A 22,992-nucleotide genomic window follows, 5' to 3' on the forward strand; every position below is an offset into this window, starting at 1 on the left:
GGGCGCGTTCGTCGCCCTGGCGCAAAGCCGGTAGGATGGTGCAGGTTGTCTGACCTTGATCCTTCCTGCCCTCATGCCGAGGGCGGAGGAAAAGGCCCAGATGCAGATGCAGATAGACCCTCCTGTTACGGAAATCCCGTGACCGCAAGGCCAAAGGAGGTGGGTTAACACAATGCGTCACTATGAACTGATGGTGCTCGTCGACCCCGAGGTTGACGAGCGCACCGTGGAACCGACTCTCGGCAAGTACATGGAGGTCGTCAAGAAGGACGGCGGCACCGTGGACAACGTCGATGTCTGGGGCCGTCGCCGCCTGGCTTACGAGATCCAGAAGAAGACGGAAGCGGTCTACGCCGTCGTCAACTTCCACTCGACTCCTGACGCCGCCGCCGAGCTCGACCGACTGCTGCGCCTGAACGAGACGATCATGCGCACCAAGATCACCCGCCCCGAGGAACAGAAGATCGATTAATCCTCCAGGTGGTCTATTCCACCTGTCAGGGCGAACCAGCAACCAAGGAGCATTTCCATGGCCGGCGAGACCATCATCACCGTTGTAGGCAACCTGACGGCAGATCCAGAGCTCCGCTTCACCCCCTCGGGTGCAGCGGTCTCCAACTTCGCCATCGCGTCTACGCCGCGGTTCTTCGACCGTCAAGCCAACGAATGGAAGGACGGAGAGACTCTCTTCGTCCGTTGTTCGCTGTGGCGTGAAGCCGCAGAGAACGCCGCCGAGTCCCTCACCAAGGGCACCCGCGTGATCGCGCAGGGTCGCCTGAAGGCTCGGTCGTTCCAGACCAAGGAGGGGGAGAACCGCACCTCCTGGGAGCTCGACGTCGATGAGATCGGTCCCTCGCTGCGCTTCGCCACGGCAAGCGTCCAGCGCTCGAGCGGCGGCCAAGGCGGCCGTCCGAGCGGCGGAGGCGGCTTCGGCGGCGGCAACGCCGGCGGCGCGGCCTCCGGCGGCGGCTTCGGCGGTGGGAACTCCGGCGGCGGCTCGTCATCCGGCGGCTCCGGCGGGTGGAACAACGATTCCGCACCGCAGGATCCGTGGGGCGGCCAGCCCTCCGGCGGCGGAAGCTGGGGCACCCCTGACAACAACGAGCCACCGTTCTGAGCTTGAGCAGCGCCTCGCGCTCCTCGAGCCCACGAACAGCGGCTTGAACACACACACTATCCACCATCCCGCATCCCACAGGTGCGGGCTCCGAGAATGAGAAGGAGCACCACGATGGCAAAGGCTGAACTCAAGAAGCCAAAGCCCAAGGCGAACCCGCTGAAGGCTGCTGACATCACGGTCATTGACTACAAGGACACCGCCCTGCTGCGGAAGTTCATTTCCGACCGAGGCAAGATCCGCGCACGCCGGGTGACCGGCGTGACTGTCCAGGAGCAGCGAAAGATCGCCCAGGCGATCAAGAACGCTCGCGAAGTCGCACTGTTGCCGTACGCCGGCGCAGGCCGCGGCTGATCCAGGACTGACTGGGAAGGAAAGGAACAACCATGGCAAAGCTCATCCTGACTCAGGAAGTGACCGGTCTCGGCGCCTCCGGAGATGTGGTCGACGTCAGAAGCGGCTACGCACGCAACTACCTGTTGCCGCGTGGCTTCGCACTGGCCTGGACCAAGGGCGGCGAAAAGGATGTGGAGCGCCTGCGCTCCGCTCGCAAGGCTCGCGAGATCGCAACGGTCGAGGAAGCACAGGCAGTGGCCACCAAGCTGCAGTCTGCCCCCGTGAAGATCACCGTGAAGACCGGCGACTCCGGTCGCCTGTTCGGAACCGTCGGTTCCGCACAGATCGCCGATGCGGTCGAGGCCTCCGGCCTGGGCTCCATCGACAAGCGCACCGTCGAGATCCCCGCACGTATCAAGGCAGTCGGCAGCTACAAGGCCACCGTTCGCCTGCACGCTGATGTCTCAGCGACCCTCGACCTGCAGGTCGTCGGCTCGAAGTAGGCAGCACGCAGCATCCCAGCCGAACCCGGCTGAAACACGAGAGAGCCTCGGACTCCTGCGGGAGGCCGGGGCTCTCTTGTGCCCTGGAGGAAGCCCCGGCCGACCCGCGATCAGGGGCGTCTGTGGGGAATGACCTCGGGCAGGCGCCGGTTATGCTGAACGTGCTTCAAATTTGAATCAGTGACCGGGGTGGACCGGGTCACCCGTGACGGCGCAGGGAGCAGCTATGCAGTTCGGCATATTCAGCATCGGCGACATGACCCCGGACCCGAGAACTGGACGGGTGCCCACCGAGCACGAGCGCATCCAGTCGATGGTGACGATCGCGAAACGGGCGGAAGAGGCAGGGCTCGACGTCTTCGCGGTCGGGCAGCACCACAACCCGCCCTTCGTGGCTCCGGCCAACCCGCCGATCCTCATGGCCTACCTGGCGGCGCAGACGAGTCGGATCCAGCTCTCCACGGCGACCACCCTGATCACCACCACGGACCCGGTGCGGATCGCGGAGGACTACGCCTTCGCGCAGCACCTGGCCCAGGGCCGGATAGATCTCACCCTGGGTCGGGGGAACACCGGTCCGGTCTACCCCTGGTTCGGGAAGGACATCCGCAGCGGGATCCCACTGGCCCTGGAGAACTACGCGCTGCTGCACCGGCTCTGGCGCGAGACCGAAGTCGACTTCTCCGGGCGCTTCCGCACCCCGCTGCAGGGATTCACCTCCACCCCTCGCCCGCTCGATGGCATCCCGCCCTTCGTCTGGCACGGCTCGATCCGCTCACCGGAGATCGCTGAACAGGCCGCCTACTACGGCGACGGGTTCTTCCACAACAACATCTTCTGGAACAAGGAACACACGGGGCGGATGATCGAGCTCTACCGCTCTCGCTACGCGCACTACGGCCACGGGCCGGCCGAGCAGGCCATCGTGGGCCTCGGCGGCCAGGTGTTCATGCGCAGGAACTCGCAGAACGCGATCCGGGAGTTCCGGCCCTACTTCGACCGGGCGCCGGTCTACGGCAACGGACCCTCGCTCGAGGACTTCAGTGCGCAGACCCCGTTGACCGTGGGCACGCCCGATCAGGTCATCGAGCGGACGCTGAGCTTCCGAGACTACGCCGGGGACTATCAGCGTCAGCTCTTCCTGATCGACCACGCCGGACTGCCGCTGAAGACCGTGCTGGAGCAGATCGACCTGCTGGGGGAGGAGGTCGTGCCGGTGCTGCGACGAGAGGTGGCCGCACGCGCCCCGCAGAGCACCCCTGAACCGCCTACCCATCAGGTCCTTGCCCGTCGCCGCGCCGAGGGTCGCGACCCCGTCCCAGGGGGCGGCACGGCGGCGGCCGCCTGAGGCTGCGCCGCGCGCGTGGGCTCGGTCTAGGCTCAGGCCCCGCCTGAAGCCGGGGGTCCGGCTCAGCCGCGGCGTTCCAGCTCCTCGATCACGTTGATCCGTTCACTGCTCATCAGGTGCAGCGAGAGCTCGTTCGAGAGGTGCTGGAACATCGCCACGCCCTGGACGCTGCTGCCTTCCTCGTTGAGCCGCGGCGCGAAGGAGGCGATGCCGACCTGGCCGGGAAGCACCCCGATGATGCCTCCGGAGATGCCCGACTTCGCCGGGATCCCGATCTGGGTCAGCCAGCGCCCGGAGGCGTCATACATCCCGCAGGTCGCCATGATGCCCAGCGTGGTGCGGGCCGACTCGGCGGAGACCACGCGCAGACCGTTCTCCGGATTGATCCCGTTGTTCGCCAGCGTGGCCGCCATCCGGGCGATGTCTTTGACCGTGACCAGGATCGAGCACTGATCGATGTAACCGCGCACGGCCTCATCGGGCTCGGTCTCCAGGGAGCCGTGAGACTTCAGCATGTGGGCGATCGCCATATTGCGGTAGGCGGTGGAGTACTCCTCCTCGGCCGCGTCCCAATCGATCTCGAGCGGACGCCCGGCGAAGGCCGACATGCCATCAAGGATCCGGGTGGTCCTGCTGCGGACCTCGGAGGTGCGAGATTCGCTCTGCCGGCCACCGGGATGCTCCTCGTGGCTGGTGTGGTCCACCAGGTGGTGCGTGGCGATGGCGCCGGCGTTGATCATCGGGTTCAGCGGCCGCCCGGTGCCCCCCTCCAGGGAGAGCTCGTTGAACGCCTCACCGGAGGGTTCCATCCCGACCATCTCGCGGACTCGGTCCAGACCGATGTCGTCCAGCGCCAGCGCGTAGACGAACGGCTTGGAGATGGACTGGATGGTGAACAGGTGCTCGTCGTCCCCGGCGGAGCATTCCTGTCCGTCCGCAGTGGCCATCGCGAGCGCCTGCAGCTTCTCATCGGCGTCTCGCAACCGCGGGATGTAGGCCGCAAGCTTGCCGCTGACATCCGCGCTGGATTCCTTGAGCACCTCACGGAGGTATGTGTTGATCGACTCGTGCACCGGATGTCTCCTCGGGGGTTGGTCCTCCCACGCTACCCGCTGGGATCCGCGGATCCGCCGGACAGGTTCTCACCAGGGTGTGGACAACTTGTGGAAAACCAGGGGTCGAAGGGTGCATACACCTAACGAGGGGGTTACGGCAACACGACGCAATGATGGAAAAACTGGTATCCGTCATGGGCGGTGCACAGACGAGTCGGCATAAAACTCCTTGTCAGCAGCGTAATGGGGGTGTTACTGGGATGTTATCCACAGCTTGCTGCACATGTTGTGCACAAGACACGCCGCGTAGTCCACATTTACTCCACAGGCAGGGGCATTTCGTCCTATTGCCCCTGCTGGGCTCGGGACCTAAAGTGTGGAAAGTCCCTCGGACGTGAATATTGGCTGGGCCCCGCCCAGCGCGCATTCACGCGGCGCCGCAGTCTGCGGCGGGAGCGGAGACACGGGGCCGGCAGGCATGTTTTCAGGCTGGCCCGTGGTCGACGTGTCTGAGGCCTCGGAGAAACAGAGGAGATCCTGCTCACCGCGTCCCCGCGCACACACAGCGTGGGAGGCCCAGCGGCGGGATCTGGGGCACATCGGGTCGCCGGGAGACCGGCCAAGGGAAGGGGATCACGCGCTCACTGTCCGTGATCCTGCTGGGTCTTCCGGCGATCCGATCTCCGCCCCCTCAGCGCACCCCCGTCTGGGGGCGCTCAGCAGGGGTGTGCAGCGATGAAGCGCGCCACCCGGCGCGGCCAGGTGTCCAGCTCCTCGGGTGTCTCTGCGATCTGCAGCCGTGAGTTCGGGATCAGCTGGTGCAGCTTCTCGGCGGTGGAGACCGGGTGGGCATAGTCATCCACCCAGGCAAGGATCAGTGTGGGCACCTCGAGCTCGCGGATCTTCTCCGCACTGGGAAGATCGCTGACTCCGGCCCCGCGGAAGATCGAGGGCAGCAGCTCTTGGCTGACCGCCGGGACGCGCTCCTTCGGCCGGTCAGCCAGGGCGGGCGGCGGCAGCACCTGGCGCCCCACCCGGACGAAGGCGCCGATCCCGTGGTCCTCGATCAGCTCGGCGGACCTCTGGTAGGTCTCGGCCTGGCCCGCGCGGGTCGCCCAGGCCGTGGGTGGAACCATCAGGGTCAGCGTGGCGAAGCGGTCGGGATCGCGCAGTGCGGCATAGAGCAGGGTCGCGGCGCCCATCGAGGGGCCCGCGGCGTGGACCTTCGCTCCGGGTGCGAGCTCGTCGAGCAGCTCGAGCAGGTCCTCGGCGAGCCGGGGCCACAGGTAGTCCTCCGGCACGGCACGGCCGGTGGAGGAGCCGTGTCCGCGGGCGTCGTAGCGCAGGACCCGGCAGTCAGCGAGGCTGAGCGTCATGTCCAGCCCGGCGCGCTGCTCGCGTGAGGCGCAGGAGGTCAGTCCGTGCAGCTGGACGAAGGTCGGACCCTCACCGGCGACCTCGTAGGCGAGTTTCGCCCCTGCCGTCTGGAAAAGCCCCACGGTCTTCGACTCCTCCATCTCAGGTGAACAACAAGTTGTGCCGGAAGCATGCCAGCGAAGTGAACGCCACCTAGACTACGCCGTATGCGGTTGACCAATGTGGCGCAGATGCACGCCAGGCCAGGACGTCTGTCCAGCTATTCGGTGGTGGCCCAGCCTGCCGCCGCCGTCGCACCGGACCGGGGCGTCGGAGCCGGATTCAGTGCCGAGCCTCAGCAGAACGGTGCCCAGGCCTCTGCCCCACCGGGCGGACTTCCGGTCTCTTTCGACCAGAACCGCCATGTCAGCTTCGGGTCTCGGCCAGGATCGTGGATGGCAGTGTCTTTCCAGCTCGACGGGCCCGCCTCGCTGGACGAGATCGCCGCCGTCTGGCAGGTGGTGATCCAGCGCCACGGCACGCTGCGCACGGTCTTCGAGTGGCGACCCGAGCATCTTCCGCGCCGCAGTGACACACATCACGCCAATTCCGGTCCAGGGGGAGACTCCGGCGGACCGATCAGCGACCTGTTGCTGCAGGAGGTCGCGATGCTGCCCGGCACCTGGGAGCAGCTCTCGGACCCCGAGTCGCCCCGGGCCCCCATAGGATTCAGCACAGGCTCGCGGGCGGGGCTGCAGACTGCGCACCTGGCAGCGCCGAGGGAGCAGCTCAACGCGGCCGAGGTCAAGGCCGCCCTGCGCGCCCATTTCGACACCGTCTGTGACCCCTTCGGCATGCCCTCGCATCGGCTCTGCGTGATCGACGACGGTGAATCCGCTGCGGTGCGCGAGACCGCGGGGTCGCCGCAGATCGTCATCGGCTCCGACCACTCCCACGTGGACGCCTGGTCCCTGCTGGTGCTGGTCCGAGACTTCAACGCGGTGCTGAACAACCTGCGCGCCGGTCATCCCGCAGCCCATGGGCTTCCGGCGCCGGAGTCCTTCGCGGCCCATACCAGGGCGATGGAGGCCAAGCCGTTTCCACCCGAGGCGGTCGTCACCCGCTGGCGGGAGATCCTGGAGGCAGGAGGCGGGGTGATGCCGACCTTCCCGCTGCCGCTGGGTGATATCTCACTGCCGGTCAGTGAGAAGGTCGAGGTCCGCGACGTGCTGGACTCCGCAGAGCTGAACAAGCTGGAGGCCCACGCCAAGGCGGAGGGGGTCCGACTGATCGCCGTCGCCGTCTCGGTGATGACCCGGCTCTTCCGCGAACTGGGTGACCAGCCGCTGCGCACGGTCTTCCCGGTGCACAGCCGAGACGAGCCGCGCTGGTTCGACTCGGTGGGCTGGTTCATCACCAACGCGGTGCTGGAGAACGACGACGACAGCCTGCGCGGCAGCTACCAAGCGGTGAAGGAGGCGATCCGGCTGGGCTCGCATCCGCTGGCCCCGATCATGCGCCCCTACGGCGGGATGCCCGCTGAGCCGGGGATGTTCGCGATGAGCTGGCTCGATCACCGCAGGCTCCCGGTCAACGTGGACGAGGCGCTCAACGCCCAGCACATCTCTGCCGTGGTCCAGACCGACGGGGTGATGATCTGGTTCGTGGTCAACGAGACCGGACTGCACCTGCGCTGCCGCTATCCCGATACTCCCCAGGCCCGAGAGACGATGCACACCTGGCTGGAGGCAGTGGTCGAAGGACTGCGTGCACCGAGTATCGTGGAGGGGTGACTACCGAGCTCTACGACACCGGATCGCCCGCAGGGGTGGACTCCCGCACGCCCCCGCAGGACATGGTGGCGGAGCAGTCCGTGCTCGGCGGCATGATGCTCTCCAAGGATGCCATCGCCGATGTCGTGGAGGTGCTGCGCGGCTCAGACTTCTACCGGCCCGCGCATGAGCTGATCTACGACGCGATCATCGACCTCTACGGGCGCGGCGAGCCCGCCGACGTGGTCACCATCTCGGATCACCTGACCAAGCGCGGCGAGCTGCAGCGCATCGGCGGCCCGGCCTACCTGCACAACCTGGCCCAGTCGGTGCCCACCGCCGCGAATGCCGGGTTCTACGCCGAGATCGTGCGCGAGCGCGCGATCCTGCGCCGACTGGTCGACGCCGGGACCAAGATCGTGCAGCTCGGACATACCGCCGACGGCGAGGTCGAGGGCATCGTCAACCAGGCGCAGTCCGAGATCTACAACGTGGCCGAGAACCGGCAGAGCGAGGACTATGTCGCGCTCTCCGAGATCCTGGGCCCCACGATCGATGAGATCGAGACCAACTCCGCCCACGACGGCGGACTCACCGGCATTCCCACCGGGTTCCGCGAGCTCGATGACCTGACCCACGGCTTCCACGGCGGACAGATGATCATCATCGCCGCCCGCCCCGCCATGGGTAAGTCCACCCTGGCGCTGGACTTCGCCCGCGCCGCCGCGGTGAACAACAAGATGACCGCCGCCTTCTTCTCCCTGGAGATGGGTCGCAACGAGATCGCCATGCGTCTGCTCTCCGCAGAGTCCCGGATCCTGTTCTCCGACCTGCGCAAGGGCAATATCCGTGATGAGGACTGGGAGAAGATGTCCGAGGCGGTGGACCGGCTCAACGATGTGCCGCTGTTCATCGACGACTCCCCGAACATGTCGCTGATGGAGATTCGGGCCAAGTGCCGCCGGCTCAAGCAGCGTCATAACCTCAAGCTCGTGGTGCTGGACTACCTGCAGCTGCTCTCCTCGGGCAAGCGGGTGGAGTCCCGTCAGCAGGAGGTCAGCGAGTTCTCCCGTACCTTGAAGCTGCTGGCCAAGGAGCTCGACGTCCCGATCATCGCGCTCTCCCAGCTCAACCGTGGCTCCGAGTCTCGCCCGGACAAGAAGCCGCAGGTCTCGGACCTGCGTGAATCCGGTTCGATCGAGCAGGACGCGGACATGGTCATGCTGCTGCACCGGCCCGAGGTCTATGACAAGGAGACCGAGCGCGCCGGGGAGGCCGACATCATCGTCGCGAAGAACCGTAACGGCCCCACCCGCGACATCACCGTGGCGTTCCAGGGCCACTACGCCCGCTTTCAGGACATGGCCCGCGACTTCTAGCCGGGTCCGTGGTGTGCTCTGCCGGGCGGGGGACCCAGGCTCACCGGTAGTCCGAGGCCTCCAGCGTCGCGGCGTCGGTGGTCTCCAGATCCGTGATGAAGCGCCACGCATCGGGCCGGGATCCATCGACGTCGGTGAGGCCGTAGTGCTGAGCCAGCTCGAAGGAGCTCATCGAGAGGGTGTTCCATGCCGTCCGCTGCGGATCCGCCGCGAGCGCGGTGATCCCGCGCGCAAGCATCGCCGGGGTCTCCGAGATGACGAACTCGTAGGGCGGGACCACCTCGGTCTTTCCGCGGTTGGCCTCGGCAGCGGTGCGCCAGGTCTGTTCGGTCACCCCGAAGCCGTCGAGCATCATCTCTGAACGCAGCCAGCCGGGGAAGACCGAGACGGCGGTCCCGCCGTGAGGGGCCAGCTCATGGCCCTGGGCGAAGGCCAGCCGGTCCACCGCCGTCTTGGTCAGGTCGTGGAAGACGTTCTCGCGGAAGTGAGACGCGTTATAGCCGCGGGTGCCGTCGGTCACCTCCACCACCAGGCCCCCGGAGCTGCGGATGAGCAGCGGAAGTGCGGCGTGGCTGGTGTTCAGATGCGTGGAGAATCCGGTGTCGAAGAGCTTCCTTCCGGCTGCGAGGTCGGAATCCCACAGCGTCTTGCCGAACTCCACATAGGCCTCTCCGCCGATGTCATTGATCAAGATGTCCAGCCGACCCTGCTCGGTGTCGATCCGCTGGATCAGCGCCCGGACCTCCTCGACCTGGAGGTGGTCCACGATCACCGGATGCGCGGTACCCCCGGCGGCACGGATCAGCTGCGCGGTCTCTTCGACGGTCTCGGTTCGGCCGTAGTCAGAGGGAGCCTGGGCCGTGGAGCGCCCGGTGCAGTACACCACGGCCCCGGACGCCGCGAGCTCGCGGGCGATCGCGCGGCCCGCTCCGCGGGTGGCCCCGGTGACCAGGGCGATCCGCCCGGAGAGTCCGGTGGGGGTCAGCGGTGCGCTCGCGGGGGATGCCGGGCCAGGTGCGGACCGTGCAGACATGAGGTGCCTCCCGGAGAGATGATCGGTGATCTTCAGGGTCCCACGGCGCGGGCTGGGGATGTGGGTTCAGAGGGTGCCGAGGATGACGTCGAGGAACGTGAACCCCAGGGTGCCGTAGAGCAGCCCGATCCAGAGCGAGTGGGTCAGGGACTTCCAGAACTGGCCGGTGGCGATGAGCAGCCCGAAGGCCGCGGGGGTGCAGGCCATGGCGTATCCGCCCACCAGCATCCAGAGCCCGGTGAACTCACCCAGGGCCAACATGTAGAAGCCCACCCCGATGGTCCAGATCATGGTGAACTCGAAGAGCAGCGCGGCGATGACCACGGTGACGATCACCGCCCAGAGATATCGGCCCCAGTCTCTGGCGAAGCGCCGCAGGGCGCTGGGTCGCCGTTCCGGCGCGGACCTCGCACGGGCTCTCCCGTTCGACCCGGCCTTGGCCGTTGAACGGGACTTGCCGGTTGACTGGGCCTTGCGGGTTGACTGGGCCTTCCCAGCAGTCCGGGCTTTTTCAGCGGACCGGGCCCTACCAGCGGGTCGGGTCTTCTCGACTGACCGGGCCTTCCCGGTCGTTCCGGTGCCGGCGGGTCGGCGCGCCGCCGTCGTGCTCCGCTTCCGCGGCGGGGTCGAGGACCGTCCGGCGGGCCGCTTGGCGGTGGACTTCTTGCTGGTGCTCACAGCGTGTCAGCGTACCGGGACTCGGGCGTGACCAGGACACCGACCGAAGCGGCGCGGTGGAACCGGGTCGGGGGCTGTCCAGTCCTTGGGGTGGGGTTGCCCGGCTGAGGGGTCAGATCCCGCCGAGGTAGGGCAGGACCAGGAGAAAGACGATCACCCCGATGCCGACGCCCAGGGTGACCGCGACGGTGACGTCGGAGTTGGCGCGGCCGAGCCCCGGGACCTGATGGTCGGAGGGTTCCGGGGCCGGGGGATCCAGCTCCTGGCGGGAGGAATGTGCGGGAAGAGATGACATTCGTGCACCTCGCTTGGCAGAGTCGTGCCTGGTGGATGGGCAAAACGTTCTGACCTGGATTCTAAGCAGGATCTCTGAAAATGAGCTGGGCACGAGGTCAACCTTGGCCGGGTGCTGGGGCGGCTCAGTGCAGGAGGCCTGCGGGCACCTTCAGATCGGGTCCCTGGTGCAGCGATTCGGTCAGGAGCAGGTCCACCGCACGCACCGCCTGCGCGCGGCTGACCGGCGATCCTGCCCCGGACAGCTCCGGGACGTGGACGAATCCGGCCGGCATCGAGGGCGGGGCCGCGTGTAGCAGCGCATAGAGCAGGTTGTTGCACACGAAGCTTCCGGCGCTGAGCGAGAGCGCCACGGGAATTCCTGCGGCGCTGATCGCGGCATGGGCTGCCTTCAGCCGCAGGGTGGAGAACATCGCAGGAGGGCCTCCCGGGACCACGGGTTCCTCGGTGGGCTGGTGCCCGGCATTATCGGGGATCCGGGCATCGCGCAGATTCAGGCCCACCCGCTCCAGGCGCACCGCATCGATGCCGGCCGCCAGGCCCACCGCGATCACCAGATCTGGGGCAGCGTCGGCGATCTGTTCGAGCACAAGCTCGGCGCTGGCATGGAACTCCACCGGCAGCAGCGCGGTGCGCACCACGATCTCGCCATGGACCTGCTGGGCGTGCAGCGCGGTGCGGGCGGCTGCGGCGGCCAGGTCGGTGACCACGTCCCAGGAGGGGTTGTGGTCCATCCCCGCGAAGGGCTCGAAGCCGGTCAGCAGCACGGTCGGTGAAGGGTTCATGGCGCGGCCGGCTGCGTGGTCACAGCGCCTGTGCGGCGGAGGAGGGCGCGACGTCGAGCAGGCGGATGCCGCGGCTGATGCGTTCCAGGGCCACGGTGAGCTTGGGGATCGCCGCGGGGGTGATCAGAACCAGCACCGATCCGCCGAAGCCACCCCCGATGAGTCGGGCCCCCTCGGCGCCTGGGCCAGCGCGGTCTCCACCACGAGGTCGGCGACGTCGAAGGAGACCTCGGCGTCGTCGCGCATGCTCATGTGCCCGGCGGTGAGGATGTCGCCCACCGTGGAGGCGATGTGGCGCACGCCGTAGGCCTCCCCGGAGAGCAGATGATGCAGCTTTTCGGAGCGCACCATCTCGGTCAGGGCGTGCCGCAGTCGCCGCCGGCAGGCGTCGATGCTGCGTCCCTGGAGCGTCTCCAGCTGTTCTGCGAGCCGATCAAACTCCTCCAGCACATGGGAGACGTCGGCCTTGCGCGGGCGCTCGGGCAGCGCGTCGCGCAGCCGGTCGAAGCCCAGCAGGCGGGCGGCGGCCTCGGCGTCTGCTCGACGGTCCCCGAACTGGCCGTCGGCCAGCCGATGCGCCTCCCCGGTGTCCACGGCGATCAGCCGGTAGCCGCGAAGGATGCAGCCGATGTCCAAGGGGGTGACGCTGAAGTCCCGGCAGTCCAAGGAGAGCACCTTGCCCGGCCGGGCGCGCATCGCCGCGGTCTGATCCAGGCCGCCGGTGCCGGCGCCGACGACCTCGACCTCGGCGCGCACGCAGGCGGCGGCGAGATCTCGACGGTTCTCCCGGGTCAGCGCGGCGTTGAGATCCTGGAGCGGATTGTCCTGGCCGAACGGGGTGCCCAGGGCGAGGAACGCGAGGATCGAAGCGCATTCAAGCGCGGCCGAGGAGGACAGGCCCCCGCCGATGGGCAGCGTGGAGACCACCAGCAGGTCGGCGCCGAAGCCCTCGTCCACGGCGAACGTCGGCTGGGACCTGCCCAGTTCGCGCAGCGCCCAGAGGACCCCGGAGACGTAGTGGCTCCAATGGGCCTCTTCCGGCGTTGCCTCTGGTCCGATCTGGTCCGGGTTCACGGTGGTGACCCCGTCGTCGAGCGAGGCGTCGAGGGTGCGCAGGCGAAGTCTGCCATCGGTGCGCGGGGCTGCGGCCACATAGGTCCCGTGTGCCAGGGCCATCGGGAGGCAGCGACCGGCGTGGAAATCGATGTGCTCGCCGTTGAGATTGGCTCTTCCCGGGGCGAACCAGGTGCCCGAAGCTGCCCGGCCATACTCCTGTTGGAAGCGGCTGACCAGGTCAGATTGGATCTCTTGTGGTTCGCCAGGGGCAATCCAGACGGCATCGGTAGTTCGCACGATGTTCCATTGTGCCACTCACGGCGGTGTGGTGTTTTATGGGGATGACCGGCACTGCTGCGGAATCGCCGCGGCGGCCGGGGACCCCGCAGGACTATCGAGAGGATCCCTCCATGGCGATCGAGACCGTGTACACCGCAGAAGCACTGGCCACCGGCGATGGACGCAACGGGCGCACCCGCACCTCAGACGGCATGATCGACCTGAATCTGAGCACTCCGGCGCCGATGGGCGGCTCGGGTGAGGGAGCCAATCCGGAACAGCTCTTCGCAGCCGGCTACGCCGCCTGCCTCCACGGGGCGCTGCGCAAGATCGCCTCCGGGGAGGGCGCCGATGTGAGCGACTCCTCGGTCGGGGCGAAGGTGAGCATCGGCAAGGACGAGGACGGCGGCTTCGGGCTCGCCGTGGTCATCGAGGTGGTCATCCCTCACGTCGATCAGGCCCAGGCCGAGGCGCTCGCCGAGAAGGCCCACGCGTTCTGCCCCTACTCCAAGGCCACCCGCGGCAATATCGAGGTCACGGTCACCGTCTCCGACGACTGAGCCCCGGTCTCCGGCTGGGCCCCGGTCGCCGACGCGCTCCCTGCGCCCGGAGCGGACACCCTGGGCTTATTCATTCAACTTTGAAATAATCAAGGTTGAAGCTGGCCGCCCGCAGCAGAGGAGACGTCGATGAGCAGCACCGAGACCGAACCGCAGGAGCAGGTCTGCATCAACGGGCCCTACACCTTTGAGGGTCTGCGCGATGGCGTCACCCGCGCCGAGGACGGGGTGGAGCTGCTCGAGCCGCGAACGGTGCCGCTGGGCGGACCGCGGGCGATGACCGTGCGCCGGACCCTCCCGCAGCGCGCCCGATCGCTCGTCGGCGCCTGGTGCTTCCTGGACTTCTACGGGCCCGATGACCTGACGCAGGCCACTCCGATGCGGGTGCCCCGGCACCCGCACACCGGACTGGCCACCGTCTCCTGGCTCTTCGAGGGCCGGATCGATCATATGGACTCCGCAGGAAACTGGGCCACCGTGCGCCCCGGGGAGGTGGCGGTGATGAACGCCGGCAGCGGGATCAGCCACTCCGAGTACTCCTCCGCCGACACCACCGTGCTGCACGGCGCCCAGCTCTGGTACGCCTTCCCCGAGGCACACCGCTTCGTGGAGCCCTCCTTGGAGACCGCCCGCCCGGATCCGGTGCAGGGTCCCGGCTGGGAGGCCCGGGTCTTCCTGGGAGAGCTGCTGGGTCAGCGTTCGCCGGTGAAGACCTATCTTCCGCTGACCGGGGCGCAGCTGCGCCTCGAGCCGGGCACGGTGCTCGAGATCGAGGTCCCCGCCGCCCATGAGCACGGACTGCTGCGGATCTCGGGTGCGGTGCGGCTCAACGGCGCCCTGGTGGAAGAGGATCATCTGGCGGTGACCGAGACCGGGACCACCATGCTGCGCGTGGAGGCGCTGAAGGAGCCGGTGCTCGCGCTGCTCATCGGCGGCGAGCCCCTGGGCGAACAGATCGTGATGTGGTGGAACTTCGTGGGACGCAGTCACGAGGAGATCGTGGCGTTCCGCCACGCCTACCAGGCAGAGATGGGCTTCGAACCTCCGGCGCAGGACTCTCCGCTGCACATGCTGGCCGGGGCCGCCGAGGACGGCTCTACCGAGCGAGCGGCCCGGGCCGACGGCTCGGAGCATCAGGTCCCGGTCCCCGCAGGGGCGCTGGGCAGCCCGGTGCACGGGCGGCTGCGCGATGTGCTGGCCGAGGCCCGCTACGACGACGGACGGTCGTTCCCGCAGTTCGGCGACTTCCCGCCCGGACAGGCCGCTCCACTGCCGGCCCCGGAGCTGCCCAACACCCGGATGAAGCCCCGCGGCTGAACCCGGCAGCCCCGCTGGGGGGCGACTGCTGTGAAAGACTTGGCCTCGCTCACACGGTGAGCGGCACCAGCACCGGCGAGCAGGAGGCTCAGTGAGCGAAGACCCATTGCGCGCGGACCCGCAGCGGGGACGGCTGAGTTCTCGCCTGCTGGCTCACGGGCAGGAGCCTGACCCACGCTTCACCCTCGCCAATGAGCGCACCTTCCTGGCCTGGATCCGCACCGCGCTGGCGTTCCTCGCCGGTGGAGTCGCCGTGGAAGCCTTCGCCGCCGAGGTGTTCGCCGACCCCTACCGCACCGTGGTCTCGGTGCTGACGATCAGCGTAGGACTGCTGATCAGCGTGGGCGCGGGCATGCGCTGGCTCAACGTGGAGCGCAGCATGCGCCTGGGACATCCGCTGCCGATGCCGCTGATCATCCCGGTGCTGAGCTTCGCCTCAGGTGTCGCCATGGCTGTGGTCATCGCGCTGGTGGTGCTGGACTGATGTCCCCGGCGGCCCCGCTGCACGCGGATCCGGGTCTGCAGCCCGAACGCACGGTGCTCTCCTGGGGTCGGACCATGATGCTCTTCGCGCTGGTGGGGGCGGTCTTCCTGCGCTGGCTGCCGCACTATGGCTTCTGGACCGTGGGGCTGGCGCTGAGCTGCGCCGTCGTCGCCGGTGCGATCTACGCCACCCAGCGGCGGCGGTACACGCGGCAGTCTCGTGGCATCGCGGCCGAGCAGATGGAGGCCGATGTGCCCGCCGTGCTGACCACGACCGTGGCCACCGTGGTGCTCGGCCTGCTGGGCATCCTCGCGGTGCTGTCCTGAACTCGAGCTGAATGCAGGCTGGTCCCGGTGTTGGGCTGGGCGTGCTACGTTTCGCGCTCGACTACCAATGAGGAGGTCCTTGCCTTGTCGATGAAGATGATGACCACAGGTTTCGCCCTGGCCGGCGTGCTGGCCCTGGCGGCATGCAGTGACGCCCCCGCCGCCGAGAACGAGGACGCGGGCGCCCAGGAGCAAGGTGCCGAAGCCGGCGCGGCGAGCCCGGAGGAAGGCGCCGAGGGCGAGCAGCCCGAGCTGCCCGAGGCGGACACCTCAGACATTCCGGAGGTCGTCGCGGAGGTCAACGAGGAAGAGATCAGCGGCGAGGACTTCACCGTGCTCTATGAGTCTCAGTTCCAGCAGATGGCGATGCAGTCCCAGATGACCGGCGAGGAGCCCGACCAGGATCAGCTCAAGGATCAGACCCTGGAATCGATGATCGGCAACGAGCTGCTGCTCCAGGATGCCCAGGAAGAGGGCTATGAGGCCTCCCAGGAGGAGATCGATGCGCTGATCGCCGACGCCGCGGAGACCGCGGGAATGGGATCCTCGGAGGAGTTCATCGAGGCCTATGAAGAGCAGGGCATGGACGGGGAGCAGCTCACCCAGGACGCGGAGAACCAGGTCCTGATCAATCAGGTGCTGGCACAGCTGGAGGTCCCCGAGCCCTCTGAGGAGGAGCTTCGTGAGGTCTACGATGAGGCCGTCGCCGCCCAGGAGGAAGCCGGGGGCGCCGAAGGTGCGGAGGGTGAAGACGCCGCCGAGATGCCGTCCTTCGAGGAAGCTCGTGAGGACCTTGAATCGCAGGCCGTGGACCAGGCCCGCAACGAGGCCGCGCTGGACCATGTCGAGGATCTCCGCTCCGACGCAGAGATCCAGACCCACCTGTGATCTGAGCGCGACGCCCTGGAGCGGCCGAGTGTGCCCTCAGGGCAGGTGGCGCCGCGCCGAGGAGTTGGTCTCAGCGGAGTCCATAGCCTGTGGCAGGTGATGTTCCAGCAGCCCGCAGGCCTGCGCCGTGGTGTCGGTGATCAGCTCCACGGCCCGGTCCAGCAGATCCGGCAGCGAGGCCGCGCCAGGGGCGATCGAGAACGCCGCGGTGAGCCCCGCGGCTCGGCACTGTTCCGCGCTGAGCTGCACCGCCCCGGCGATCACCAGCACCGCCGCCTCGGGCGGGGCGCAGCGCTGCACGGCCTGGACCACCTTGCCGCCGAGGGACTGGGCGTCCAGCGAACCCTCCCCGGTGATCACGAGATCGGCCCGGGCCAGGGTCTGCTGGAGGTCCAGCGCCTCGGCCACCATCTGCGAACCGGGCAGCACCTGAGCCCCGAGCAGCACGGTCAGCGCCAGCGGCATGCCGCCGGCCGCGCCGAAGCCCGGGGCTGCGCACAGCTGCTCCGGATCGGTCTCGCCCATGACGCCCAGCACCTCGGCGAGTCGGGCGAGACCGGCATCGAGGAGACCGACCTGCTCCGGCGTCGCGCCCTTCTGAGGTCCGAACACCGCCGCCGCCCCGCGCTCGCCGGTGAGCGGATTGTCCACATCCACTGCGACCCGCCAGCGCACCTGACGGGCCCGGGGTTCCAGCGCGCTGAGGTCCACGGAGCTGATCTCGCCCAGGCCTGCGCCGCCGGGGTCCACCGGCGTCCCGGTCGCGTCGAGGAACTCGGCACCCAGGGCGCGCAGCAGACCGGTACCGCCGTCGGTGCTCGCGGAGCCGCCGATGCACAGCAGAATCTCGGTGCAGTCCGGTTCGGCCAGCAGCGCACGAGCGATGAGCCCGACTCCGAAGGTGTCGGCGCGCAGCGGCTGCGGCGCGACATCAGAGACCTGCGGAAGCCCGTTGCCCTGCGCCGCCTCGATCACCCCGGTGCGCCCATCGGCAGAACGCCCGTACTGCGCGGTCGCCGGGCGACCCAGCGCGTCATGGATTTCCACGGTCTCCGGAGTGCGTCCCCAGGCGGCCAGCAGCGCCTCCAGGGTGCCCTCACCGCCGTCGGCGAAGGGCAGCTCGAGGATCTCTGCCGCACCGAAGACCTGGCGGGCCCCGCGGGCCATGGCCGCTGCGGCCTCGGCCGCACTCGCGGAGCCCTTGAACGAGTCCGGGACGCAGACGATGCGCGGCGCGGCGGTGGTGCTCATCGCGTGTGGATCTCCCTGGGTCTGCGGGTCCTAGTCGACATAGGTGTTGGCGATGTAGACGTCGCAGCCCGCGGTGTGTGACACGGTGTTCGCGACGCTGCCCAGCACCCGACGGGCTCCGCGCATGCGCTGGTTGCCCACCACGATCAGCTGGGCGCCCGCCTTCTCCGCGTAGTCGATCAGCGCCTCCGCGGGCTTGCCCTGAGCCGATCCCGCGTGGATCTTCAGCCCGGGGGTGCGCAGACCTCGGACCACCTGCTCGGCGATGTAGAGCGCGTTGTCGGCACCCGAGACCACCCACTGGTCCGAGCCGCTGTTGACGTGTTCGATGGTGGCGTCGGTGTGCGCGGACACCACATGCAGCGCGACATCGAGCTTCAGCGCGAGATCGCGGGCCTTATGGGCGGCACGCTGGGCCGTCGGACTTCCGTCCACGCCGACGATGATCGGACCTGTCATGGTGTTCTCCTTCTTTGAGGTGTGAGGGTGACCACAGATCAGCGTACTGGAGCTTCGGCGGCTGGGCGCGCACCCTTCAGGGCGGGCAGGACCAGCTGGGCGAAGCGCTGCTTCATGGTCTCCAGCGTGATCGCCGCGTCCTGGTCGTTGATCTGCTGGTTGAAGATCTCGACCTCGACCGGCCCGGTGTAGCCGGCCTCGGCCACCCATCGGCTGATGGTGGGGAAGTCCACGTACCCATCGCCCATCATGCCGCGGGACTTCAGCGCGTCGGCGGCCAGCGGGAGGTTGAAGTCGCACACCTGATAGCTCGCGATCCGGTGCTCGGCGCCGGCCCGCGCGATCATCTCGCGCAGCTGCGGATCCCACCAGACGTGGAAGGTGTCGAGGACGACGCCGACCGTCTGCGCCGGGTGCGGGGCCGCGAGGTCCAGGGCCTCGCCCAGGGTGGAGAGCACCGCGCGGTCCGCGGCGTACATCGGGTGCAGCGGCTCCAGGACCAGCCGGACCCCATGTTCAGCGGCGTAGGGCACCAGCTCGGCGATGCCCTCGGCCACGCGCTCGCGGGCGCCGAGGATGTCCTTGTCCGCGATGCTCTGCTCCACGGCGTCGCCGCGGCCGTCGATGAGGTGCGCCGCGGCCGGCAGCCCGCCGACCACCATGATCAGCTCGGCCGTGCCGATCATCGCCGCCTCGCGGATCGCGGCCCGGTTCGATTCCAGCGCCGCCCGGCGGCCCGGGGCGTCGGCCGGGGTGAGGAACCCGCCGCGGCACAGGGTGGTGGCGGTGAGTCCGGCGGCGGCGATGATCGCCGCCGACCGCTGCGCCCCACCGGCCTGCTCCAGCAGGTGGCGCCAGGGGCCGATGTGCGTCAGCCCCGCCTCGGCCACCGCCTCGGCGGCCTGCTCCAGGCTCAGGTTCGGCGTCGTGCCGGTGTTCAGCGAGAGTTCGAAGCTCATCTGAGTCCTCCGGTGTCTAACAGCGCGGTCATCCGTTCGGCGGCCAGCTGCGGTCGCGCAGCAGCCCGGCCTGATCGGCGAGCACGAAGGTATGCGCCAGGTGGGTCAGTGAACGTCCGGAATGCAGCCCGCCCACCAGCTGGAATCCGCTCTGGTGTCCGTTGAGCCAAGCCAGGAACGCGATCCCGGTCTTGTAGTACAGGGTGGGGGCGGTGAAGATGTGTTTGCCCAGCGCCCGGGTGGAGTCCATGATCGCCAACCCGCGCTCCGGGTCTCCGGCGTCGTAGGCCTGCAACGCCGCCGAGGCCGCCGGGTAGATGGCCGCAAAGATGCCCAGCAGCGCATCGGAGTGCACGCCGTCCTCGCCGTGGATCAGTTCCGGATAGTTGAAGTCATCGCCGGTATAGAGCCGGACACCCGAGGGAAGAGCGGCGCGCAGCTGCTTCTCGTGTGCGGCGTCGAGCAGCGAGACCTTCACGCCGTCGATCTTCTCGGCGTTCTCCTGGATCAGTCGAAGGAAGGTGCTGGTCGCGGCCGTGACGTCCGTGGAGCCCCAGTATCCGGTGAGCGCGGGATCGAACATCGGGCCCAGCCAGTGCAGAATGACCGGCTCCTTGGCCTGGTCGAGCAGCGGCGAGTAGACCGCGAGGTAGTCCTCGGGGCTGCCAGCCACCTTGGCCAGCGCGCGGGAGGCCATCAGGATGACCTTGGCCCCAGAGTCCTCGACCACGGCGAGCTGCTCGCGGTACGCGGCGAGCACCGCATCCAGGCCAGCCGTTCCGGGCTCAAGGGGGCCGGGGTCCAGCTGGTCGGTGCCGGCGCCGCAGGCGATCAGATCCCGCACCGAGCGGCCGATCACCGCGGGGTGGCGCTGCGTGCGCACCACGGCGGCGGCCTCGGCGGCCGAGCGCCGGATCAGCTCCTGGGTCGCCGCCCAGTCCAGCCCCATTCCGCGCTGCGCGGTGTCCATCGCGTCGGCGACGCCGAGCCCGTAGGACCACAGCTCATGCCGGTAGGCCAGGGTGGCCTCCCAGTCCAGCTGCGCGGGTGCACCGGGGACGTTCTCCGCCGTCATCATCGGCACCACGTGCGCCGCGGCGTAGACCTTTCGCGAGGTCAGCGGCTTGGTAGGGGGAGTGAAGTCTGCGGGACCAGTCATCGTGTAGTCCAGCAGCTGACCCTCAGGGGAGGGCAGCCGCAGAGTCGGCAGAGTGACCGTGGAGGTTCGGGTGCTGTCGTTGGTCACGGAGTCGGCAGGGGCGGGGGTGCTCATAGGGTGAGCTCCGGGATGTCGAGGGTGCGGCGTTCTGCGGCGGAGCGCAGTCCGAGCTCAGCCAGCTGGACCCCGCGAGCGGCGGAGAGCAGGCCGAAGCGGTGTTCGCGGCCGGCCACGACGTCGGCGAGGAACTCTTCCCACTGCGCCTTGAAGCCGTTGTCCAGATCGGCGTTGGCGGGCACCTCGCTCCACTGGTCACGGAAGGACTCGGTGACCGGCAGGTCAGGGTTCCACACCGGCTTCGGGGTGTGGGCGCGCTGCTGGGCAACACACTGGTTCAATCCGGCGACCGCGGAGCCATGGGTGCCGTCGACCTGGAACTCCACGAGCTCGTCGCGGTAGACCCGCACGGCCCAGGAGGAGTTGATCTGACCGATGACCTGATCGCCCTCCGGGGTCTCGAGGTCGAAGATGCCGTAGGCGGCGTCGTCGCGTCGGCGGTATAGGCCTCGCCGTGTTCGTCCCAGCGCTGCGGGATGTGGGTGGCGGTCTTGGAGGTCACGGTCTTGACCGTGCCGATGATGCTCTCGAGCACGTAGTTCCAATGGCAGTACATGTCGGTGGTCATCGAACCGCCGTCGGCGAGCCGGTAGTTCCAGGAGGGGCGCTGGGCGGGCTGCTGGTCCCCTTCGAAGACCCAGTAGCCGAACTCCCCGCGCAGCGAGAGGATCCGGCCGAAGAAGCCCTCTTGAACCAGGCGGCGCAGCTTGATCAGGCCCGGGAGGTAGAGCTTGTCATGCACGACCCCGGCGGTGATGCCCGCGGCCCGAGCCTGGCGTGCCAGGTCCACGGCCTCATCCAGGGTCTCGGCAGTGGGCTTCTCGGTGAAGATGTGCTTCCCGGCGCCGATGGCCGTCGAGAGGGTGGCGTGGCGCAACGAGGTCATCGAGGCGTCGAAGACGATGTCCACGGAGGGATCGTTGATCACGGCGTCGAGGTCGGTGCTGTGATGCTCGACGTCGTGCTTGGCGGCCAGCTCCTTGATCTTCGCCTCATTCCGGCCGATCAGGATGGGCTCGACGGTGACCGTGGACCCGTCGGCCAGGGTGATGCCGCCCTGATCACGGATGGGCAGGATCGAACGCAGCAGGTGCTGGCGGTATCCCATTCGGCCGGTGATGCCGTTCATGGCGATGCGCAGGACGCGGGGCTCAGACATGGTGGGGAACTCCTTGGAGGCACGAATGGGAATGCGCTTTCCAAACTATTCTCACCGGGTTAGTTGTGTCAAACGTCACAATTCGGGATCGGCGTCGGTGCGGGGATGTGGCAGGATCATTTCGAGCAGGGGAGAGGAGCCGCGAGGTGAGCGTGGCGAAGCGCAAAGGTGCCAGGCGGCCGTCGATGATCGACGTCGCCAAACATGCCGGTGTCTCGCATCAGAGCGTCTCCCGTGTTCTGAACGCTCCCGAGACGGTGCACCCGGACACTCGCGGGCGGATCGAGCGCTCCATGGCCACCCTGGGGTACCGGCGCAACAGTCAGGCCCGGGCGCTGAAGACCCAGAGCACCGGGCTGATCGGTGTGGTCAGCCAGGGTGACACCGACTTCGGTCCCACTCGGATGACCTGGGCGATCGAGAATGCCGCTCGGCAGCGCGGCTACGCCACAGCGCTCAGCGTGGTCCGCGATCAGCGCGCCGAGACGGTGGACTCCACACTGGACTTCTTCCTCAGCCACGGGATCGAGGGGATCGTGGTGATCACCCCGGTGCCCGCGCTGGCCGAGGCGGCCAAGCAGCTCTCCGCCCGGGTGCCGCTGGTGCTGGTCACCTCTGGGCTCTGGCCTGCGGGAAACATGAACGTGGCCGGCATCGACCAGGAGCTCGGCGCGCGACGTGCCACCCAGCACCTCATCGACCTCGGCCACCGGTCCATCGCCCACATCGCCGGCCCGATGGAGTGGTTCGATGCCCGCGGCCGCGTGGTCGGGTGGCGGCAGGCGCTCGCCGTCGCTGATCTCAGCGCACCACCGATGATCCGGGCCTCCGGCTGGACGGCCGAGGCCGGCTATGAGGCTGCCCAGGAGCTCTTCTGCGGGGACCCGCTGCCCGACGCGATCTTCGCCTCCAATGACTTCATCGCCCTGGGGCTGATCCGGGCGCTGGCCGAGCGCGGGCTCCACGTCCCGGGGGACATCTCGGTGGTCGGGTTCGACGACGTCGATGCCGCCGGGTACTTCTCCCCGCCGCTGACCACGGTGCGTCAGCCCTTCGAGGAGGCCGGACGCGCGGCGCTGGAGCTGCTGCTGGACCTCACCGACGGACTGACCCACGTGCCGAACTTCATCTCCCCGGAGCTGATCGAACGCGGATCCACCGCCGTCCGCAGCTGAACCAGAGAATCTTGAGAAAGCCTTGACGCGGAGTGCGATGTTAACGTTAACATTGCTGAGACGCAGATCACGTGACCCAGGTCACGACCGAATGTGCCGATCGGTCAGGATCTGCCCGACGTCAGATCCAGCTCAAGGAAGAACGGT

At 68.2% G+C, this 22,992-nt stretch carries 23 protein-coding genes and 2 pseudogenes; 13 read left to right on the forward strand and 12 right to left on the reverse strand.

The window, feature by feature from the left end; all coding sequences use genetic code 11:
• Window positions 1-172: 172 nt before the first annotated feature.
• The 5 genes from rpsF to BG28_RS08705 all read left to right on the forward strand — a co-directional run bounded on the left by rpsF (window position 173) and on the right by BG28_RS08705 (window position 3,304).
• The gene (gene rpsF, locus BG28_RS08685; protein WP_036475747.1) at window positions 173-472 is read left to right on the forward strand and encodes a 30S ribosomal protein S6; all 300 of its coding nucleotides are present in this window, start codon (window positions 173-175) and stop codon (window positions 470-472) included.
• Window positions 473-529: 57 nt separating this feature from the next.
• Window positions 530-1,117, forward strand: coding sequence for a single-stranded DNA-binding protein (locus tag BG28_RS08690; protein WP_036475749.1), 588 nt, complete (start codon window positions 530-532; stop codon window positions 1,115-1,117).
• Between the two features lie 114 nt (window positions 1,118-1,231).
• Entirely contained in the window at window positions 1,232-1,471 is a 240-nt protein-coding gene (rpsR, locus tag BG28_RS08695) for a 30S ribosomal protein S18 (RefSeq protein WP_036475751.1), read from the forward strand.
• Between the two features lie 32 nt (window positions 1,472-1,503).
• Window positions 1,504-1,956 (forward strand): 50S ribosomal protein L9, encoded by a 453-nt coding sequence (rplI, locus tag BG28_RS08700; protein WP_036475753.1) that lies wholly within the window; start codon window positions 1,504-1,506, stop codon window positions 1,954-1,956.
• Between the two features lie 226 nt (window positions 1,957-2,182).
• A complete protein-coding gene (locus BG28_RS08705) occupies window positions 2,183-3,304 on the forward strand; it encodes an LLM class flavin-dependent oxidoreductase (RefSeq protein WP_036475755.1) in 1,122 nt (373 codons plus the stop codon).
• Between the two features lie 62 nt (window positions 3,305-3,366).
• Here BG28_RS08705 and glsA read toward each other — a convergent pair whose 3' ends face one another.
• Window positions 3,367-4,377: a glutaminase A gene (glsA, locus tag BG28_RS08710; protein ID WP_051501211.1), complete on the reverse strand. Its 1,011-nt coding sequence runs from the start codon at window positions 4,375-4,377 to the stop codon at window positions 3,367-3,369.
• Window positions 4,378-5,075: 698 nt separating this feature from the next.
• Window positions 5,076-5,858 carry an alpha/beta fold hydrolase gene (locus BG28_RS08715; protein ID WP_036475929.1) on the reverse strand — a complete coding sequence of 261 codons (783 nt, stop codon included), beginning with the start codon at window positions 5,856-5,858 and terminating at the stop codon, window positions 5,076-5,078.
• Between the two features lie 84 nt (window positions 5,859-5,942).
• Between BG28_RS08715 and BG28_RS08720 the strand changes: the two genes are divergently transcribed.
• Window positions 5,943-7,508 (forward strand): peptide synthetase, encoded by a 1,566-nt coding sequence (locus tag BG28_RS08720; protein ID WP_152539254.1) that lies wholly within the window; start codon window positions 5,943-5,945, stop codon window positions 7,506-7,508.
• Complete coding sequence (gene dnaB / locus BG28_RS08725) at window positions 7,505-8,866, forward strand: replicative DNA helicase (RefSeq protein WP_036475756.1); 1,362 nt, start codon at window positions 7,505-7,507, stop codon at window positions 8,864-8,866. Before BG28_RS08720 ends, dnaB begins: the two co-directional genes overlap by 4 nt.
• A 40-nt stretch (window positions 8,867-8,906) precedes the next feature.
• Here dnaB and BG28_RS08730 read toward each other — a convergent pair whose 3' ends face one another.
• The 5 genes from BG28_RS08730 to BG28_RS08755 all read right to left on the reverse strand — a co-directional run bounded on the left by BG28_RS08730 (window position 8,907) and on the right by BG28_RS08755 (window position 13,009).
• Window positions 8,907-9,899, reverse strand: a complete 993-nt coding sequence (locus BG28_RS08730; RefSeq protein WP_084479592.1) for an SDR family oxidoreductase — start codon at window positions 9,897-9,899, stop codon at window positions 8,907-8,909.
• A gap of 66 nt (window positions 9,900-9,965) precedes the next feature.
• A complete protein-coding gene (locus tag BG28_RS08735) occupies window positions 9,966-10,235 on the reverse strand; it encodes a hypothetical protein (protein WP_152539255.1) in 270 nt (89 codons plus the stop codon).
• A 454-nt stretch (window positions 10,236-10,689) separates the two neighbouring features.
• Window positions 10,690-10,872, reverse strand: coding sequence for a hypothetical protein (locus tag BG28_RS08745; protein ID WP_036475763.1), 183 nt, complete (start codon window positions 10,870-10,872; stop codon window positions 10,690-10,692).
• A 124-nt stretch (window positions 10,873-10,996) separates the two neighbouring features.
• On the reverse strand, window positions 10,997-11,656 hold the full coding sequence (locus BG28_RS08750) for a hypothetical protein (protein WP_036475765.1): 660 nt from the start codon (window positions 11,654-11,656) through the stop codon (window positions 10,997-10,999).
• A gap of 123 nt (window positions 11,657-11,779) precedes the next feature.
• Entirely contained in the window at window positions 11,780-13,009 is a 1,230-nt protein-coding gene (locus BG28_RS08755) for a galactokinase family protein (RefSeq protein ID WP_051501215.1), read from the reverse strand.
• Window positions 13,010-13,128: 119 nt separating this feature from the next.
• On the opposite strand from BG28_RS08755, the gene BG28_RS08760 reads away from it, so the two are divergent.
• The 5 genes from BG28_RS08760 (at window position 13,129) to BG28_RS08780 (ending at window position 16,566) form a co-directional block, all read left to right on the forward strand.
• Window positions 13,129-13,551, forward strand: a complete 423-nt coding sequence (locus BG28_RS08760) for an organic hydroperoxide resistance protein (RefSeq protein ID WP_036475934.1) — start codon at window positions 13,129-13,131, stop codon at window positions 13,549-13,551.
• Window positions 13,552-13,680: 129 nt separating this feature from the next.
• Window positions 13,681-14,868 (forward strand): pirin family protein, encoded by a 1,188-nt coding sequence (locus BG28_RS08765; RefSeq protein WP_036475767.1) that lies wholly within the window; start codon window positions 13,681-13,683, stop codon window positions 14,866-14,868.
• A gap of 91 nt (window positions 14,869-14,959) precedes the next feature.
• Entirely contained in the window at window positions 14,960-15,352 is a 393-nt protein-coding gene (locus tag BG28_RS08770) for a YidH family protein (protein ID WP_036475770.1), read from the forward strand.
• Window positions 15,352-15,678 carry a DUF202 domain-containing protein gene (locus BG28_RS08775; RefSeq protein WP_036475771.1) on the forward strand — a complete coding sequence of 109 codons (327 nt, stop codon included), beginning with the start codon at window positions 15,352-15,354 and terminating at the stop codon, window positions 15,676-15,678. The genes BG28_RS08770 and BG28_RS08775 overlap by 1 nt, the downstream gene beginning before the upstream one ends.
• Window positions 15,679-15,768: 90 nt before the next feature.
• A complete protein-coding gene (locus BG28_RS08780) occupies window positions 15,769-16,566 on the forward strand; it encodes a SurA N-terminal domain-containing protein (protein ID WP_051501216.1) in 798 nt (265 codons plus the stop codon).
• 36 nt (window positions 16,567-16,602) lie between these two features.
• Here the strand turns inward: BG28_RS08780 and BG28_RS08785 are convergent, their stop codons facing one another.
• The 5 genes and pseudogenes from BG28_RS08785 to BG28_RS08805 all read right to left on the reverse strand — a co-directional run bounded on the left by BG28_RS08785 (window position 16,603) and on the right by BG28_RS08805 (window position 21,670).
• Entirely contained in the window at window positions 16,603-17,817 is a 1,215-nt protein-coding gene (locus BG28_RS08785; RefSeq protein WP_051501217.1) for a glycerate kinase, read from the reverse strand.
• Window positions 17,818-17,847: 30 nt separating this feature from the next.
• Window positions 17,848-18,276 (reverse strand): universal stress protein, encoded by a 429-nt coding sequence (locus tag BG28_RS08790; RefSeq protein ID WP_036475773.1) that lies wholly within the window; start codon window positions 18,274-18,276, stop codon window positions 17,848-17,850.
• 38 nt (window positions 18,277-18,314) lie between these two features.
• Entirely contained in the window at window positions 18,315-19,235 is a 921-nt protein-coding gene (locus BG28_RS08795; protein ID WP_036475775.1) for a sugar phosphate isomerase/epimerase, read from the reverse strand.
• Window positions 19,232-20,445 (reverse strand): annotated as a pseudogene (locus BG28_RS08800) (dihydrodipicolinate synthase family protein). The gene BG28_RS08795 and the pseudogene BG28_RS08800 overlap by 4 nt, the downstream one beginning before the upstream one ends.
• Window positions 20,446-20,504: 59 nt before the next feature.
• Window positions 20,505-21,670 (reverse strand): annotated as a pseudogene (locus tag BG28_RS08805) (Gfo/Idh/MocA family protein).
• 146 nt (window positions 21,671-21,816) lie between these two features.
• Between BG28_RS08805 and BG28_RS08810 the strand changes: the two are divergent.
• Entirely contained in the window at window positions 21,817-22,845 is a 1,029-nt protein-coding gene (locus BG28_RS08810) for a LacI family DNA-binding transcriptional regulator (RefSeq protein WP_084479594.1), read from the forward strand.
• The last annotated feature ends 147 nt before the right edge of the window (window positions 22,846-22,992 follow it).

This window comes from Nesterenkonia sp. AN1 (assembly GCF_000582475.1).
GTDB classification, from domain to species: Bacteria; Actinomycetota; Actinomycetes; order Actinomycetales; family Micrococcaceae; genus Nesterenkonia; species Nesterenkonia aurantiaca.

What these genes read in the sequence shown, in the direction of transcription:
- rpsF (WP_036475747.1), top strand. Translation starts at nt 173, where the DNA reads ATGCGTCACTATGAACTGATGGTGCTCGTCGACCCCGAGGTTGACGAG.
- BG28_RS08690 (WP_036475749.1), top strand. Translation starts at nt 530, where the DNA reads ATGGCCGGCGAGACCATCATCACCGTTGTAGGCAACCTGACGGCAGAT.
- rpsR (WP_036475751.1), top strand. Translation starts at nt 1,232, where the DNA reads ATGGCAAAGGCTGAACTCAAGAAGCCAAAGCCCAAGGCGAACCCGCTG.
- rplI (WP_036475753.1), top strand. Translation starts at nt 1,504, where the DNA reads ATGGCAAAGCTCATCCTGACTCAGGAAGTGACCGGTCTCGGCGCCTCC.
- BG28_RS08705 (WP_036475755.1), top strand. Translation starts at nt 2,183, where the DNA reads ATGCAGTTCGGCATATTCAGCATCGGCGACATGACCCCGGACCCGAGA.
- BG28_RS08720 (WP_152539254.1), top strand. Translation starts at nt 5,943, where the DNA reads ATGCGGTTGACCAATGTGGCGCAGATGCACGCCAGGCCAGGACGTCTG.
- BG28_RS08730 (WP_084479592.1), bottom strand. Translation starts at nt 9,899, where the DNA reads ATGTCTGCACGGTCCGCACCTGGCCCGGCATCCCCCGCGAGCGCACCG.
- BG28_RS08745 (WP_036475763.1), bottom strand. Translation starts at nt 10,872, where the DNA reads ATGTCATCTCTTCCCGCACATTCCTCCCGCCAGGAGCTGGATCCCCCG.
- BG28_RS08750 (WP_036475765.1), bottom strand. Translation starts at nt 11,656, where the DNA reads ATGAACCCTTCACCGACCGTGCTGCTGACCGGCTTCGAGCCCTTCGCG.
- BG28_RS08765 (WP_036475767.1), top strand. Translation starts at nt 13,681, where the DNA reads ATGAGCAGCACCGAGACCGAACCGCAGGAGCAGGTCTGCATCAACGGG.
- BG28_RS08775 (WP_036475771.1), top strand. Translation starts at nt 15,352, where the DNA reads ATGTCCCCGGCGGCCCCGCTGCACGCGGATCCGGGTCTGCAGCCCGAA.
- BG28_RS08780 (WP_051501216.1), top strand. Translation starts at nt 15,769, where the DNA reads ATGAAGATGATGACCACAGGTTTCGCCCTGGCCGGCGTGCTGGCCCTG.
- BG28_RS08785 (WP_051501217.1), bottom strand. Translation starts at nt 17,817, where the DNA reads ATGAGCACCACCGCCGCGCCGCGCATCGTCTGCGTCCCGGACTCGTTC.
- BG28_RS08790 (WP_036475773.1), bottom strand. Translation starts at nt 18,276, where the DNA reads ATGACAGGTCCGATCATCGTCGGCGTGGACGGAAGTCCGACGGCCCAG.
- BG28_RS08795 (WP_036475775.1), bottom strand. Translation starts at nt 19,235, where the DNA reads ATGAGCTTCGAACTCTCGCTGAACACCGGCACGACGCCGAACCTGAGC.